This is a genomic window from Pseudomonas sp. 14A (genome assembly GCF_018132745.1).
In the GTDB taxonomy this organism is placed as follows: domain Bacteria; phylum Pseudomonadota; class Gammaproteobacteria; order Pseudomonadales; family Pseudomonadaceae; genus Aquipseudomonas; species Aquipseudomonas mercuritolerans.
In genome coordinates this window covers 510386-526349 of the sequence record NZ_JAGRQJ010000003.1, presented here as the reverse complement: position 1 = coordinate 526349, position 15964 = coordinate 510386, and the positions used below count along the sequence as shown (strand labels likewise).

Annotated in this window: 17 protein-coding genes; 1 reads left to right on the top strand and 16 read right to left on the bottom strand. The window is 60.5% G+C overall.

The window, feature by feature from the left end:
* Window positions 1-39 precede the first annotated feature (39 nt).
* From PS14A_RS04980 to PS14A_RS04905, 16 genes are all read right to left on the bottom strand, one after another.
* A complete protein-coding gene (locus PS14A_RS04980; RefSeq protein ID WP_249121160.1) occupies window positions 40-1200 on the bottom strand; it encodes a tail fiber protein in 1161 nt (386 codons plus the stop codon).
* Between the two features lie 11 nt (window positions 1201-1211).
* On the bottom strand, window positions 1212-1811 hold the full coding sequence (locus PS14A_RS04975) for a putative phage tail protein (protein ID WP_137215325.1): 600 nt from the start codon (window positions 1809-1811) through the stop codon (window positions 1212-1214).
* Entirely contained in the window at window positions 1799-2842 is a 1044-nt protein-coding gene (locus PS14A_RS04970) for a baseplate J/gp47 family protein (RefSeq protein ID WP_130887808.1), read from the bottom strand. The genes PS14A_RS04975 and PS14A_RS04970 overlap by 13 nt, the downstream gene beginning before the upstream one ends.
* The gene (locus tag PS14A_RS04965; protein ID WP_016771422.1) at window positions 2832-3230 is read right to left on the bottom strand and encodes a phage GP46 family protein; all 399 of its coding nucleotides are present in this window, start codon (window positions 3228-3230) and stop codon (window positions 2832-2834) included. Before PS14A_RS04965 ends, PS14A_RS04970 begins: the two co-directional genes overlap by 11 nt.
* Window positions 3230-3739: a phage baseplate assembly protein gene (locus tag PS14A_RS04960; RefSeq protein ID WP_041478093.1), complete on the bottom strand. Its 510-nt coding sequence runs from the start codon at window positions 3737-3739 to the stop codon at window positions 3230-3232. Before PS14A_RS04960 ends, PS14A_RS04965 begins: the two co-directional genes overlap by 1 nt.
* Window positions 3740-3881: 142 nt before the next feature.
* On the bottom strand, window positions 3882-4925 hold the full coding sequence (locus PS14A_RS04955) for a phage baseplate assembly protein (protein ID WP_212615434.1): 1044 nt from the start codon (window positions 4923-4925) through the stop codon (window positions 3882-3884).
* Window positions 4926-4929: 4 nt separating this feature from the next.
* The gene (locus PS14A_RS04950; protein ID WP_212615433.1) at window positions 4930-6165 is read right to left on the bottom strand and encodes a DNA circularization N-terminal domain-containing protein; all 1236 of its coding nucleotides are present in this window, start codon (window positions 6163-6165) and stop codon (window positions 4930-4932) included.
* Window positions 6162-7703, bottom strand: a complete 1542-nt coding sequence (locus tag PS14A_RS04945) for a phage tail protein (RefSeq protein WP_212615432.1) — start codon at window positions 7701-7703, stop codon at window positions 6162-6164. The genes PS14A_RS04950 and PS14A_RS04945 overlap by 4 nt, the downstream gene beginning before the upstream one ends.
* 130 nt (window positions 7704-7833) lie before the next feature.
* On the bottom strand, window positions 7834-8130 hold the full coding sequence (locus PS14A_RS04940; RefSeq protein WP_007908778.1) for a phage tail assembly protein: 297 nt from the start codon (window positions 8128-8130) through the stop codon (window positions 7834-7836).
* On the bottom strand, window positions 8127-8474 hold the full coding sequence (locus tag PS14A_RS04935; RefSeq protein ID WP_007908779.1) for a phage tail tube protein: 348 nt from the start codon (window positions 8472-8474) through the stop codon (window positions 8127-8129). Before PS14A_RS04935 ends, PS14A_RS04940 begins: the two co-directional genes overlap by 4 nt.
* Window positions 8475-8541: 67 nt before the next feature.
* Window positions 8542-10038, bottom strand: coding sequence for a phage tail sheath subtilisin-like domain-containing protein (locus PS14A_RS04930; RefSeq protein ID WP_130909728.1), 1497 nt, complete (start codon window positions 10036-10038; stop codon window positions 8542-8544).
* The gene (locus PS14A_RS04925) at window positions 10038-10220 is read right to left on the bottom strand and encodes a DUF2635 domain-containing protein (protein ID WP_130909727.1); all 183 of its coding nucleotides are present in this window, start codon (window positions 10218-10220) and stop codon (window positions 10038-10040) included. The genes PS14A_RS04930 and PS14A_RS04925 overlap by 1 nt, the downstream gene beginning before the upstream one ends.
* Complete coding sequence (locus PS14A_RS04920; RefSeq protein ID WP_137215320.1) at window positions 10217-10801, bottom strand: hypothetical protein; 585 nt, start codon at window positions 10799-10801, stop codon at window positions 10217-10219. The genes PS14A_RS04925 and PS14A_RS04920 overlap by 4 nt, the downstream gene beginning before the upstream one ends.
* 152 nt (window positions 10802-10953) lie before the next feature.
* Window positions 10954-11292, bottom strand: coding sequence for a phage holin family protein (locus tag PS14A_RS04915; RefSeq protein ID WP_130910393.1), 339 nt, complete (start codon window positions 11290-11292; stop codon window positions 10954-10956).
* Between the two features lie 137 nt (window positions 11293-11429).
* Window positions 11430-11852: a tail fiber assembly protein gene (locus tag PS14A_RS04910; protein ID WP_212615431.1), complete on the bottom strand. Its 423-nt coding sequence runs from the start codon at window positions 11850-11852 to the stop codon at window positions 11430-11432.
* Window positions 11853-12402: 550 nt separating this feature from the next.
* Entirely contained in the window at window positions 12403-13146 is a 744-nt protein-coding gene (locus PS14A_RS04905; protein WP_137215319.1) for an XRE family transcriptional regulator, read from the bottom strand.
* Window positions 13147-13348: 202 nt separating this feature from the next.
* Between PS14A_RS04905 and mutS the strand changes: the two genes are divergently transcribed.
* Complete coding sequence (gene mutS / locus PS14A_RS04900) at window positions 13349-15931, top strand: DNA mismatch repair protein MutS (protein WP_212615430.1); 2583 nt, start codon at window positions 13349-13351, stop codon at window positions 15929-15931.
* Window positions 15932-15964: the final 33 nt, after the last annotated feature.

Sequence of the window (15964 nt, the reverse complement as noted above, 5' to 3'; positions counted from 1 at the left end):
ACGCTCGGCCCACCTGATGAGGGTCCCGGACAGCGGTTATCAAAACTTGATGACGTACAACAGCGCGGTGTTCATCGGCCGAGCCTCGTTGCCGCCCGCGGCCGCCATCGAGATCGTATGCGTATGTTGCCCGGCGGCATCCACACCGACGTTGTGCGCATGGTTGCCGTCCGCCACGATGCCGTGGGTGTGAGCGGGGGCGTTGGTTGTAAAGTTGCGATTGATGAAAGGCGCCGAGCTCGATCCCATGATGGAACCTGCGGTATTGCCGCCGTTGATTGTCCCCTGCCCGCCCATGACCGTGTCGATGTTGAATGCGCCTCCGCCGGTAACAGCGCCGCCATGCGCGTGTACTCCGGCAGCATCAGTGCGCGCCGTGTGAGCATGGTTACCTGCAGCAGCGGCTGACACATCGTGAACGTGGGAAGCATTTTGCCCGGCCTGCTTGCTACCCAGAACTCGCCCCGGATCGACACCACGGCCCTCGTCCAGACCCCGGACAAATTCACCACGCAAATCCGGCACATTGAAGGTATTTGCACCGTCACCTGCACCGAACCGGGTGCCGATTGCTGCGAAAAGATTGGCATATTGGATACGCAACACAGGCTGTCCGTTGCACTTGAGCCAGCCACTGGGTGCGTCTACGGTAGCGACGGCTTTCACATCGCCTACGTCGGCACCCAACTGTCTGGCCACGCCGGTACTGGCGATCAGAATCCAGGCGCCGCTGCCCAGCGAGCTGTTCCATTGCACCCAGACATCTCCCGTCGCAACGATTTCACCCGAGCGAAGCGGAGTATGGTCAAGACCAACCAGCGGTTTGGCGACCGAACCGGCTACGGAAAATGTACTGGCGCCGGTATTGGTATTCAAAGCCTTGAAGCGCAACACCATGCCGTCTACCAGCGTCGCAGGTGCCGGCGAATAGTTGGCTGCATAAGCATTGGCCGTACCGGTATCGAGTGCAAAATCGATGAGCCCGGCCTGACTGATCTTGCGCACGGCTGTCAGCAATTGTCCGACATCGGCTTCATCGGGCTTGAGCGCACCGCCCTTGATCACACCGAGTATTTCTTCGGTTACCGCATTGCCCCATGATGCCGGAATCAACGATCCCGGCGTGCCTGCCACCGGGTTCTCATCAACAAACTTGCCATCGACCAGCCCGACGCTGGGTACGCTTTTTGGATAATCCATTTATTCAGTCCTTAGTCATAATTGATGTACACCCGGGTATGCGCCGGTGCACTGCGGTGAATGAGGCATTCCAGAGCCGAGCCTGGGTACATGCCGAAACGTTCGCCCCAATAACTGGCGCCGAAACGCCGCCCGATAGCCAAGCGGCCACCGGTGTTGAGGATCCACATGAACTGCCCTTTCCAGGTGCCGAAATGCGCGCCGCCGAACCGCGAACGCCCCATTCGCGGCACCCGTAGTTCGGTCACCGTGGCCTCTGGATAGCCTTGGGTGCGTGCGACCTCAATGAAATACGCGGCGGACTGGTTGCCCACCGCCAGCAACCGCCGACGGACAGCCAGGCGGCGATCGTCATAGAGCGGAGTCGCACCAAGACATGGGTCGGGCAGGTTCATCACTGCCTCCCAGTCGGGTACCAGTTCGCTGACGCCAGCCGGATCCATCTCGTTGAGCAGATCCGCTGCCCGGGCATCGAGGCGAGCCAGTTCCTGAGCGACGCCTTCAAGAACCTGCTCGAGTTCCGGCACTCGTTCCGGGTCCCAGGCCGGACCGCTGGGCAGCAGGCTGCGCAACTGCTGCCGGTATTGTCTGGGACTTCTCAGGACAGCCATTCGCACCCCCCGAATGTCAGCAATTGATTGCTTTGGGCGCTAACGTTGGCCGAGGGGCTGATGAGACTGTGATCGCTTTCACCGGTGGCGCTGCTGATGGCTTCGGTGATGTGGCTGAGCAACAACGTATCGCCCAGCCCCGCCTCGCGGTTGTGCAGATCCCGCAACTGGGTTTCAACCGCCGCGCGCACTGCACTGGTGTTCGGAGTAACGCGCAACTTGTACTTGACCAGCACTTGTACCGGCGCCATCACCCTCACGTCCGCGGTCACCGGTCGCAGCGGTTCGATGTAGGCTTCGACTTCCGCCAACTGCTCTTCGTTGGGAATCGGTTGCGGATCATCGTCACGCATGACGAACACGCCGACGGTGCCAGGGCCGAGGAAGTTGCCACGACACCATGCACGGGTAATACCGGGGCACTCCAGCGCCCAGGTTTCGTAGTCTTGCGCCGAGCCGCCGTGAGGAATCAATCGATAAGAGCGAATGACTCTGGCGCGCAGCGATTCAAGGCTTTCGGTGCCGACGCCGCCTGTGAGGCCAGGTGGCTGAACGATGAAGCTGTTACCGATCACACCGGCAATCGGTTGCACCGGATTCAACGTCAGACCGGCGTCGGCATTACCCACGCTACCGGCATCGAGCGCAGCGATCGTGGTGCTGTTAGTGCCGCTGACGGCGATGCGCGCGGCCGTGACTTTGTAGGTGCGTCCATCATCGGACTGCAGCAAGGTGTCGACATCCAGCACAGCGCCGGTGCTGGCGCTGAAACTGACGCTGCCGGTAGCCACTTGCGCAGCTTTGCGCGGCTGATTCAGGCGCAGCGCGGCGATGCGTTCCAGCGTCGATTCATCGGCCTTGTCGGGCAGGATCTGTTGGGCAATCCAGTCTAGATAACCGTACAGGCCATAAGCGGCGCCGCCGAGGGTGCGGGCGAGCACTTGCGCATCGGACTGGCGCAGCGAATCGCCGGCCAGGTCGCTTTGGGTGCGCTTGATCAGCACCGGCAGCGAAGGGGTTTCAAACGGCATAGATCACCTGCCAACTGTTATCGGGGTTGATGTCCAGACGTTCACCGTCGGCCAGGGTCAGGACCGTGCGCAGGTTCAGGCGCTGGGCGTCGAGGCGTTCGCTGATGATGTCGATGGCGCTGCAGTGGCCGTCGTCGAGCAGCCATTGCAGGGCTTCGCGGGCATAGAACTCGGCGTCCATCTGCGTTTGCCGGGTCAGCTTGACCCGACGCAACAGCCACAGCCGCGAGCCGATGCGATCGTCGGCAACCGTGGGAAAACTGTCGCCCCACCAGCCGAAGCGTTCTTCGTCATCGAGGGCATCGTCATCGGCGGCGCGACGCCAGGTGAACAGGCTGATCAGGACGGCGCGGGTCAGTGCAGCGTGGAGGTTCTGGCTGATGAACATCACTGGCCTCCTGCCGGCGCGCCGGTCTGACCGTTACCGGCCTGCACGCCAACATGCACGTGCTTGATCTGGCTGATGCCGCCGGCCAGTTGATCACCGGTGGAAACGATCTTGCCGGTCTGATTTATAACCGGCGTGTCGAAGTTCACCGCGCTGCTGGCGCGGATGTTCAGCGTGGCGGTTTCGATGTCGATGATCCGCCCGCGCTTGAAGTGAATTTTGTCGCCCTCGTCGGTGTAGATCGCCACTTCACCGGCAGCGAGTGCTTGCAGGCGATAGCGGCGGTCGGCGATAACCAGGGCGATGGCGTGGGAACGGTCGCCGCCGATGAAGGTGACAACCCCCTCGGCGCCGGCCAGCGGATGGCTGGTGAAGCCGTAGGGTTCGAAGTGTTCGAGGTCGTCGTTGACTTCACCGGCAGTGAGGCGCATTTGCAGCGATTGCAGTTTCGAAGCCGAATTGGCGAGCACGACAGTGCCGCGCGCCAGCAGGCGTGTCAGTAGGCTCATGGGATGTCCTTGAAAAGAGTCGCCCGAATGGGATCAGTGTGGGAGCGAGCCTGCTCGCGAACGCGGCGGGTCAGGCGCTGTGATGTTTAGGCTGGCGACGCTTTCGCGAGCAGGCTCGCTCCCACAGGGTTCGGGGTCAGGCTCAGGTTTTTTTCGGGGGAGTCGGATCAGGATCAAACGTATGCGGCGGGGCCACTTGCAACGTGGTCACCGAACCCTGCGCCGACAGCGAATAAGTGACCTTGGAAATCAGCATGTCGCCATCAAAATCCAGCACCGGATCCTTAACCTTCACCAATGTGTTGTGGCGCCACAAGTCGCCATTGCTCTGCCGCCAGCCCTGCACCTGATAGGTGGTGGTCTGCGCGCGGCCCATGCGGGTCGCGCTTTCCCATAGGGCACGCTGCTGCGCCAACTCAAAGGTCAGTTGCGTGCCTTCGTTGATCACCGTGGTGCGCCGCCGTTTGAAACTCAGATCGGCCGCGGTCGACTCGACTTCACTCACCGCCGCGCCGCTTTTTGCGTCCGAGCCTTTTTGCTGGCCGATCACGCGGTACTCGGAGAACACCTGGCTGAAATCCATTGGCGCATTGGCCGACAGGATGTTCTTGCCCAGCTCCAGCGCATCGCTGGCGCGCCCACCGCTACCGGGTTTGGCCAGCACCAACTGGCCCAGCTCGTTGTCGGTGGAAAACACCCGCAGCAGCGACAGCAATCGGTCGATCGACTGGAATGCCGTTTCACCCGGCACGATGGTGTGTTTGGTCAGGCGTGTGGTTTCGCTGATCTCGTTGACCACTGACAGCCCATATTCGCTCGCCAGATCGCGAACGATAGTCAGCAAGGGTTGTTGCTGCCATTGGCTGGGCAGGTTGCGGGCGGCGCAATCGACCAGATCCTGGGTTTTCGAACTGCCTTCGATGCTCAAGCTGATCTGCCGCCCGTCATAGCGGATCGGTGCTTTGAACACGTAACCGGTGAGCACCAGGTCCTTGCCGATTTTCACTTCGCAGGGGTCGCCGGGTTTGATCCTTTCGTCCACGGCCTGCCCTGGCCATTGCCAGGTGATGTCGAGTTTGAAGGTGCGGAACTGACGCTCCAGATCGGCGGCGATCTCGACGCTTTTCCAGCCGCCGTATTCCATGTCGTTGACCGTCAGCGTGACGTGATTGTCCATCTCGTTCATGGCATCACTCCCGCGAGATTTTCACGTCGTTGGGCGAGAAACCGGGATGGGTAATCCCGTTGCGCTGAGTCACTTCATCGACCCGCGTAGCGTCGCCAAATTGTTTGTAGGCCACGACTACCGCCGGAAAGCTTTCCTGAAACGACTTGCTGACTTGCCGCACGCCGGAGGACGCCACCGCTTTGAGATGAGCCACCAGCGCTTCCTTTACATCGTTGATTGCCTGGTAGTGCGCAGGCCCGGCTTTGGCGAGCATTGGGTCGATGGCGGCAGTCACCGCCGTGCGCAGCGCTTGCATGTCATCGCTGACCGGGACTTCCTGACGGCTGACCGGCGAGGTCGACTGTTGCGCCACCGACGGTGTCGACGCCAGCTTCACCGGCGTGGTCGCCACCGGCATCGACGCGACCCACTGTGCGACTTTGACCAGCACCGTGTCTTGCACCAGATCAGCCATCGCTTGGGCTGCGGCATTGGTGTCCTTGCCCGTGGTGATCTTCGGCACATCGGCCTTGCGAATCGCTTCGAGTTGCTGCGACACGTCGGCGATCACGCCCCGGTAGCCTTCCTTGGCGAACGCTTTCAGCTCCTTGATATCGCCGAGCAAACCCTTGAATTCCGCCGCCACTTCCTTGGGCAGCTCCTTCACGGCTTTGACCAGCTCGGTGATCTGCCGGTACTGCTCGATCAAAGGTTTCAGTTGTTCCTTGATCACGTCATAGACGCCGGTAAGGCTGTTGCGCAGGTTGGTGATGCCGATCCGCGCAGCCTTGATCAAAGTCATCGCCTGTTCGAATCGCGCCACCGCCGAACCCAGCAGTCCGTCGGCCTTGGCCAGCAGCACTTTCTGCGTACTGACCGTGGCTATCGGAAACGGCAAAGGCTGATCGGGATAGAACTTCAATGCGAACGTCACCAGCCCGCCGTCCTGGCGGGTGTGGGTCATGTCGCATTCGCCGACCTTGACCTGCAGGCGTCCGAGCCACGGATGCACCAGTTCGCCACGGCCCTGCTCCAGCGCCTTGAGCAGCTTGTCGCGCTGCTCCAGGCAATCGGGGCCGATGATGAACGCGGTCAGATCGTGGGTCTTGGCCTGCTGGCCGAGGTCCTCGAAAAACGGCAGGTCGCGTTGCGGGTATTCATGCAACTGCCCCTTGCGTCCGACCGGGGTTTTCGCCTGGTCGATCCAGAAACCGACACCGCGAAAGGATGCCGGCAATAAACGGTCACGCCAGTTCATTGGGAACCTCCCATCGACAGCGAGCGATAGCCGATGCGCGAAGACACGGCCAGGCCCGGTTGATTGGTTTGCGGTTGTTCGGTGCGCAGGCCTGCCGGTGCATTTTCGAAGCGCACGGTCAGGCCGCCTTCAAGTTGCGTACGGTTGTTTGCGGCGCTTTGCTGGATCAAGCTGTTGGAAGTTTGCGTCAGTGAATTCGAGGACTGTGTCAGCGCCGCCATCGACGCTGGACGTGTGGCAGCGGAATCAGCACTGGAGCCGAAAAACTCTGGCGCCCATTCCCCCTTGCCTTGGGCATTGGTCCGTTCCTGGGCATGGGTGAAGACATCGACCTTGGCCGACGCTTCGGCAGCGAGCTCACCCAAACCTCCATTGAAAAACGCCCTGACCGGTGCAAGCGCCTGGTAAAACTTCTCGCTCCATTTCTCGATCCATATCGTCACCGAGCCCCAGGCTTGAATGATCAACTCCAGAGGCGACCAGCCCAACTGCTCGCGGATCACCGCATACAGGGCGAGCACGGGCAGTTTGATTGACTCGACAAGGTCCTGGAAAAAAGCCCCGACCGGTACTGACACCGCTCTGAGCAGATCCCAGATCGACGCAAAAAGTCCGACCAGAGGCGCCCAGTTCTTCAAAATCAGCGCCTGCGGGGAATACGCAAACAACGTTGCATAAAAGTCGATGACCGGCGCAGCCAGCGCCTTGAGCACATTCCAAAGCGCCGCGAAGAACGTGCTCACCGGTCCCCAGTTGCTGATCAGCATGCCCATCGGAGTGAACCCGAACAGGGTCCGAAAAAAACTGGCCATCGGCATTACGACGGGGGCGATTTCTTGCCACAGTCGAGCAAAAAAAGCCGAGACGGGTTTCCAGTTGGCGACGATCAGCCCGGCCGCCAGGGCAACCCCGGCGGCGAATATCCCGACGGGTGAAGCAAGCAGCGTCAGCACCGCGCTGAAACCGGCAGCCGCTGTTGTCACCAGCGTAAACGCCAGCGCTGCCGCCGCCAGCCCCTCCACGAGTTGGGGATGATCGGCGACAAACTTACCGACCGAAGTCACCACCGGCACCAGCGCCGTTACAAGGCCGTTGACGGCTGGTAACAACGCCTGACCGATCTTCAATGAAATGTTGTCGAGCGAGACGTTGAACTTCGCCAGATTGGCCGAGGTTTCCCCCTTCACTACCGCCGGTACCTGCGCCGTAACGGACTTGTTCAACGGTGCAGGAATCAGCGCGTCTTTGCCCAGCGTCGGCGTATTGAGTTTTTTGTTCTTGGTCGCCAGTTCGTCTTCGGCCTTGATCGCCTTCTTCAGTCCCTCCTGAAAAGGTTTGAGCAAGCCGCCACCGGAAATGAAACCGGACAAATCAAAGGGCTTGATCGAACTGCTTTCCAGGCTTTTCCTGAACGCCGCCACCTTGCCCCGGACGCCCTTCATCTCAGCGTCCATCTTCTGCAGACCCTGCATCACGACGAGCATGTTCACGGTAGTCTGCATGTTTTGCTGGAGTGCATTTATCTGAGTATTGGCCATCACTGCACCTGCTGCATCGCATTGATCCGTTGCGCGTGCTCCAGCGATTCGCGGAGCACATCCAGTGGCCTGGCCATCATCTGTTCGGGGTCAACCTTCCAGAACCAGGCCAAGTCATAGGCGACGGCGATCAGGTCGGTGATGGCGCCGACGCCGCACTCATGAAAAAACTCGCAACGGCCCAGCTCAGCGCGTTGAGGTCAGCCAGATCCAACTGGTTGACCGACGACGGCGGGATGCCGGCGCACACGGCGATGTATTTGGCCGCCACGTCCATGTCGAGGCTGACTTCTTCGCTCTTGTCGATCTTGTACGGCAGCGCCTTGATCGCTCGCACTTCTTGCACCGTCGGACGGCGCAGAACGAGTTCGGTCAGTGGCTCGCCGTGAGCTTCGATCGCAACCTGAAGCTTCACGGCGCCGCTCATTGCCAGGTCCCCTTGATGCCTTCGAATTTCAGTTCGATGGTGGCGTCGTCGCCCTTGGAGACTGGCTCCTCGACCAGATAGGCGCCGGCCAGCACGTAGACTTTGCCGTTGCTGAATTCGCAGGTGACGGTGATGTCGGTGCCTTCGATCAGCTTCTTCAGCGGGAAGTCGGCGGTGTGCAGCGCGGTCACTTTGAACGACGGCGCGATATCGGTTTCCTTGTAGAAACCGGGCACGACGGTTTCACGTTTGACCGCCATCAGCGGCGCTTCGCAGCCGCCATTGATGGTCAGTTGTGCGCCGTCGACCTTGACGTAGCAGGTGCCTGCAATCAGTTGACCCATGGTGTTTCTCCCTTCAAATAAAAAGCCCACGCGAGGTGGGCTGAATGCTTAGCGCCGACTGCGCGGATCAGGCCGCGTCGTCGTACTGCAGACGGAACTGGTTGAGCAGTGCGAACACGCGCAAGCCATTGATGTAATCCGGCGGGAACAGCACGTTCACGCGGCTCGGGTCCTGCACGTCGCGCTCGACAATCAGGTGCTCGGCGAACAGCTCGGCGTTCTCCACATGACCTTCCAGCTCAAGCTTGGCGTACTGCGCGATCAGCTCGCCGCGAATGGTCGCTGGCGTGACGATCGGCTGGCCGGCGCCGAAACGGGTGCCGTCGGAGGCCAGTTTGTGGCGGCCGTATTTGCTGGTGATCACACTTTGCAGACGACGCACGATGAACGCCGACTGGTGCATGGTTTCGCTGTCCAGATAGGAGTTGTCGGCCTGGCCGTAAGCGTTCTTCTGGTAGGTGGTGATCGAGCGCTGGATGCGCACGTAACCGCCTTCGTAGTAGGCGGTGGCAATGCCGTAGTTGAGCAGCGACTGACGCTCGGTCAGGGTGAAACGTTCGCTTGCCGGCGCCGGGTCAACGCCCGGCAGGCTGCCGCTTTGTGTCGGACGGCTGGCATCGGCGGAGATGAACACCGCCGTGCGTGCAGCCAGCGCGGCGGCCTGTACCCAAAACGGTTGCGGTACGCCCGGCTCCAGCGCCTGGATGGTCATGTGCTGATCGTTGCGGGCCTGGCCTGCGGCGACCAGAGTGCCGACCGTGCCGCGCTTGGCGCTGTAGACGTGACCGAACAGTTGCTTGGCCCACGACCAGCGCCCGGTGCTGTCATCCATGACCGCTTGCCAGGTGTTGAGAGTGGCCAGATCGGACCACGGCAGCGCGATGAATTCGAAAGGCTCATCGCCCAATGCTGCGACGGCAGCGATCTGATCCGGTACACCGGCGCCGCCGGTCATGGCGGTGATTGCGCTGGTCAGACCGGCCGGAGTTTCTTCGCCGTTGCTCTTGCCCAGGCGATTGAATTGCAGGCTGATGTCGTTGCCGCTGTCGCCGGTCCATTTGGCGTTCAGGGTGACAATACCTTCAGCAGCGGCAGCGCTGACCGGCAGGTCCGCAGTGGCGTTGATTTTCTGCGCCAGTGCGGTGGCCGCTTGAGCGGCGGTGGCGCCGTTGACCACGGTGGCCTGCACACGCACGCCGCCGACATACAGGTTGAGCATGCCCGCCTGAGTCGCGGTGCCGGTCAGGGTCAACACGCCTTTGGCGATAGCGCCTTCAGTGTTGTGCAGAGGCAGGCACCAGATCTCGCCGATCGGGTCGGCCTTGCGGAAAGTCTCGTACATCGAAGCGAGCATCGAGCCTTGGCCGCCGATGCTTTTCGCCAGCGCCACGCTGGAAACCAGCACCAGTTTGCCGACTTCAGTCGGGGCAATATTGTCGTTGACCTGAGCAACGATCAAACGGCGCATGGCCGAGGTCGCGCTGTTGGCGGCCGAGTTGTCCATTTCGGCATAGAACAGCGGCACACGAATGTCCGCCGGGATGTTGCTGAATCCGATTGCCATTATTTGGCTCCCTGTGGTTTAGCCGCTTTTGCGGTTTTGAATGTGATGTCGCCGTCGGCCAGACGCCGGCGCCACCAGGCGCTGTCCAGCACGTCACGGCCTGCAGCCGGCAACAGGTCGCCGGCCTCCGGGTCAGGCACGACACGGCCAGCGGCCGGCACTACGGTGATGCGGTTGCTCATGGGGTTACATCTCCAGAGAAAGTCATTTCCACCCGGCCATCCGGGCCCGGGCGTTGCAGATTGGGGTCGGCAGGATCGATCGCGTCGACCCGCACCGTCATCCCGGTAAAGGACGACAAAGCGTCCAGTTCGCGCTCGTGCCAACTCTCCGCAGGCTGACTTGGCAGATTGCGGCCGAGCTGGAACTCGGCATAAAAGCGCAACCGATAAAACAGGCGGCTGCTGTTGATCGAGACCAGCTCACCGCCGTCATAAACGATGGCGCTGTAAGTGGAATCAGGTTTGAAACCGACCAGTGCGCGCCACAGTTCGGCGCGCAGGTCGTGCAACAGATCCAGCGCTTTTGTAGCGTCGGTAGCGTCAAGCACCAGAACGATTTCGAAACGCTCGCGGATCGGTTGGGTGGCGAGGTTTTGTGCTCTGCCAGAACTGGCCAGATCGGCCAGCGGCAGAACGTGGGCTGAGGGTGTCGGTAGATCGGAGTCGCCTTGCAGCAACGCCAGATCGACACCCACCGAAACATGATTGGCAAGCCCAGGGCATTGCCCACGCAGTTGCGTGAGGATCGGGGTGATCTTCATGGGGGTGTTCCGAAGTAAGAGAAATTACAGTGGACGCCGCAGTCCCTGTGGGAGCGAGCCTGCTCGCGAAAGCGGTCGATCAGTCACATCGATGCTGAAGCTGACGTCCCTTTCGCGAGCAGACTCGCTCGCATAGGGCTATGCGTGGAGATTTAAGGCTGGTCGCGCGGCGGCAGTTCACAGACGCCGATACGCTTGGCCGCCCAGCGTTCGTAAAGGCCTATGGCTACATCAGCGCCGGCCATCGCCGTCAGGCAGCCAAACGCGCCAGCGGCCCAGATCGACATGCCGGCGGCATACAGCAGCATGATTGCCGACACGCCGCAGATCATGCAGGCGCCGGAACGCAGAGCCAGACGCCGCACCAGCGACCAGCCGCGAGCGCCCTCCTTGTCGGCGCGCCACATCTCGCCGGACACCCCGCCAACGACGGCAAGGAGGATGACCAGCCAGATCGGCATGTCCGCCAACGCTTGTTGCTCGTTTGTCATGTCACGCCTCCGTGGGTGATTGATGAGTGATGGGTTGGGTTCGAACGGTTTCTCTTGAGACAGGCATTCCAAAAAGCCCGGCGGGCCAGGCTTTTCAGCAATGCTCTTTCGCGATCAAGCGTTGCAAAGCGCAGCGGTCAGAATGGTGCGATCGGCCAGATGACTTCGGGAAAGGTGTTCTGCTCTGTCGTGGCGCAGACGTCGAGGTAATACTGTTTGATGGCACGCAATTGCGACCACTCTTCCGGAGTGGCGACTGCCAGGTCCACTTTGTACTGCAGTGGGTTGAACTTCAGGAACTGCTCGACTTTGTCAAAGCGTTGTTGCAGGCGGCCGCGGATGACACCCTCTAGTTCATCAGGTGTGAGAGGCAAAAAAGACTCGCCGTAAGGGCCTAGTTGCAACTTGTATCCCGGCTGCGCGGTGGTATCACCGGTGACATTGCGCCACGCAGAGATTGGTTCATTGGCAGGGATCGCAGGTGGCTCTCCCTCAGTGTCCAGCACTTGAAGAACGACAATGGTGTTATTAGGTGAAATAGTCAGGACGTAACGGTTCATTCCAGCTTCCTTTTTGACAGGTTTCAGCCAGTGCTGCTGATATAGCTTCACACTTGGCCAGACAGTGCTTGCCGCAATTGAGGCAGGCATTCCAAAAAGCCCGGCGCTTGTACACCGGGCTTTTCAGTAATGCGCTCCTTCGCCCTCCTTCCAATCCTGTGTTCGAGAAGGAAGCTGACTTTTCGGCGCTACTGGCGCGGTACGAGTCCATTCAGATTGTTTTTCCGACCGCGGTCCCTGCCCGCCGGATAACTGCTTCTGGTGCTTTACGCTGCACACCCGGGTCAGTTGCCAACCCTCTGAACCGTTGAGGCCGGTTCATCGCTGCCTGTTCATGTGGAACTAAAGAGCTTGTTTTGCCAGCCGCTTTGTCGAGCGGCTTGGTGGCAAGAATATGCATGGATGCATATACAGTCAATGCGTAAATGCATTTATTTATGCATTAAATTTGCGCATATGCATGAAACCCAAGCGGGCCAAGGGGTGGGGAGATTTCTGCAGGCGAAAAAAAACCTGCCGGGAGGGCAGGTTTCAGTTGAATCGAAAGGGGCTAGCGGGCGTACATGCCCCACCAGAAGACGTGACCGAGGATGACGATCTGCTCTTCCTGGATTTCCTGGAAGCTGTAGTCCTCATCCGGATGCTCGTCGCGATTGAAGCTGCGCAGACGGATGCCGGTGGGCAGGCGATAGAGTTGCTTCACGCGCAATTGGCCGTTGTGATTGATCGCATACAGATCGCCATCAATGATGTCGCCGATGCCGCACTTGCCGGCGTTGACGCCGACGGTGGCGCCATCACGCAGGACCGGCAACATGCTGTTGCCGCGCACCGTCACGCACTTGGCCTGGTCGAACTGCACACCGTTGTGGCGCAGGCTGCGCTTGCCGAAGCGCAGGCTAGAGCGCTCGCTCTCTTCGATGACGAATCTTCCTGATCCAGCAGCCAATTCAACTTCGCGTAGAAAGGGCACCGACACCTCGTCGTCATCGACGGGGGTGTCGTCGTCCCACAGGCTTATGTCCTTGAGTTCCGCATGCACGTCAGCACGCGTGCCGGCTGCCGCTGGCGCGACATCCGCGCGCCCGCGCAACTGATCGGTGCTGACGTTGAAATAATCAGCGATCTTCGAGATGTGTTTATCCGAAGGATCGACAATCTTCCCGCTGAGAATCCGCGAGAGCGTGGATTGAGGCACGCCGGTGCGACGGTGGAGCTCCGTGGGGGAGATCCCGTGCTGGTCGAGCAGTGCTCTTAAGACGGAGGAAACGTTGCGTTTTTGCATAACGCGCATAGTGCTTGAAGTTTTTCCCGATGACAAATGCTGATTTGCATAAATCGTGCATAGATCAACTTTTCACTGCAAGTAAACGCTCACCCGACCGCAGTGCCTGCGTCGGGCTTACTGCCCATGGTAACCTTGCGCCCATCGCGGAAAAGCCCGGCCACCGCCCGCGCTTTGCCCTACATCTTTTAACGAGTTTCCCGACAATCCGATGAATAAAGCCGTCTCCGACCTGTCCTCCCACACTCCGATGATGCAGCAATACTGGCGCCTGAAGAATCAGCACCCGGACCAGCTGATGTTCTATCGCATGGGCGATTTCTACGAGATCTTCTACGAAGATGCGAAGAAAGCCGCCAAGTTGCTGGACATCACCCTGACCGCGCGCGGGCAGTCGGCGGGTCAGGCGATTCCGATGTGTGGGATTCCTTACCACGCGGCGGAAGGTTACCTGGCGAAACTGGTCAAGCTCGGCGAGTCGGTGGTGATCTGTGAACAGGTCGGCGACCCTGCCACCAGCAAGGGCCCGGTGGAGCGTCAAGTCGTACGGATCATCACGCCGGGGACAGTCAGCGACGAGGCACTGCTGGATGAACGCCGCGATAACCTGATTGCAGCGGTATTGGGCGACGAGCGTCTGTTCGGTCTGGCGGTGCTGGACATCACCAGCGGCAACTTCACCGTGCTCGAGATCAAAGGCTGGGAAAACCTGCTGGCGGAACTGGAGCGGGTCAACCCGGTGGAACTGCTGATTCCGGATGACTGGCCGAAAGACCTGCCGGCGGAAAAACGCCGTGGCGTACGTCGTCGTGCGCCCTGGGACTTCGAGCGTGACTCTGCGTTGAAAAGTCTCTGCCAGCAGTTTTCCACCCAAGACCTGAAAGGCTTCGGCTGCGAAAACCTGACCCTGGCCATCGGCGCTGCCGGCTGCCTGCTGGCCTACGCCAAGGAAACCCAGCGCACCGCCCTGCCCCACTTGCGCAGCCTGCGTCACGAACGCCTCGATGACACCGTGGTGCTCGACGGCGCCAGCCGGCGCAATCTGGAACTCGACACCAATCTGGCCGGTGGTCGCGACAACACTCTGCAATCGGTGGTCGATCGTTGCCAGACCGCCATGGGCAGTCGCTTGCTGACTCGCTGGCTGAATCGGCCGCTGCGCGATCTGACGGTACTGCTCGCCCGCCAGACGTCGATCCGTTGCCTGCTCGACGGTTACCGCTTCGAAAAGCTGCAACCGCAGCTTAAGGAAATCGGCGACATCGAGCGAATCCTGGCGCGGATCGGCCTGCGCAATGCGCGGCCGCGTGACCTTGCGCGTCTGCGCGATGCACTCGGCGCGCTGCCCGAACTGCAAGTGGCGATGACTGATCTGGAAGCGCCGCATTTGCAACATCTGGCGGCCACCGCCAGCACTTACCCGGAACTGGCGGCGCTGCTGGCCAAAGCCATTATCGACAATCCGCCTGCGGTGATCCGTGACGGCGGTGTGCTGAAAACCGGTTACGACAGTGAGCTCGACGAACTGCAATCGCTGAGCGAAAACGCCGGTCAGTTCCTCATCGATCTGGAAGCCCGGGAGAAGGCTCGCACCGGTCTGGCCAATCTGAAAGTCGGCTACAACCGTATCCACGGCTACTTCATCGAGCTGCCGAGCAAGCAGGCTGAATCGGCGCCCGCTGACTACATCCGCCGGCAGACGCTCAAAGGTGCCGAGCGTTTCATCACGCCCGAGCTGAAAGAATTCGAAGACAAGGCGCTGTCGGCCAAGAGTCGCGCGCTGGCTCGGGAAAAGATGCTTTATGAAGCGCTGCTCGAAGACTTGATCAGCCAGTTACCACCGTTGCAGGACACCGCCGGCGCCTTGGCCGAGCTGGATGTGCTGAGCAACCTTGCCGAACGTGCGTTGAACCTCGACCTGAATTGCCCGCGGTTCGTCAGCGAGCCGTGCATGCGCATCACCCAGGGTCGTCACCCGGTAGTCGAGCAAGTGCTGACCACACCGTTCGTGGCCAACGACCTGAGCCTGGACGACAACACGCGCATGCTGGTCATCACTGGCCCGAACATGGGTGGTAAATCCACTTACATGCGGCAAACCGCTTTGATCGTGCTGCTGGCACATATCGGCAGTTTCGTGCCGGCCGCCAGTTGCGAGTTGTCGCTGGTGGACCGGATTTTCACCCGCATCGGTTCCAGCGATGACCTCGCCGGTGGTCGCTCGACCTTCATGGTCGAGATGAGCGAAACCGCCAACATCCTGCACAACGCTACCGAGCGCAGCTTGGTGCTGATGGACGAAGTCGGGCGCGGCACCAGCACCTTCGACGGTCTCTCACTAGCGTGGGCGGCGGCCGAGCGTCTGGCCCATCTGCGCGCCTATACGCTGTTCGCCACGCACTATTTTGAACTGACCGTGCTGCCGGAAGCCGAACCTCTTGTAGCTAACGTGCACCTTAACGCTACCGAGCACAACGAACGGATCGTGTTCCTGCACCACGTCCTACCTGGGCCTGCCAGCCAGAGCTATGGCTTGGCGGTGGCACAACTGGCGGGTGTGCCGAGCGAAGTGATCCTGCGAGCACGGGAGCATTTGAGCCGTCTTGAAGACACCGCCCTGCCCCACGAAGCGCCGAAACCGGCTGCCAAGGGCAAGCCGTCGACGCCACAGCAAAGCGACATGTTCGCCTCGCTGCCGCATCCGGTGCTGGAGGAATTGGCGAAAGTGGATCTGGACGAGATGACGCCACGGCGTGCGCTGGAAATGCTCTATGCACTGAAGAACCGGATATAAGCACTGAAGAAGCGGATATAACGCAAATCGCTT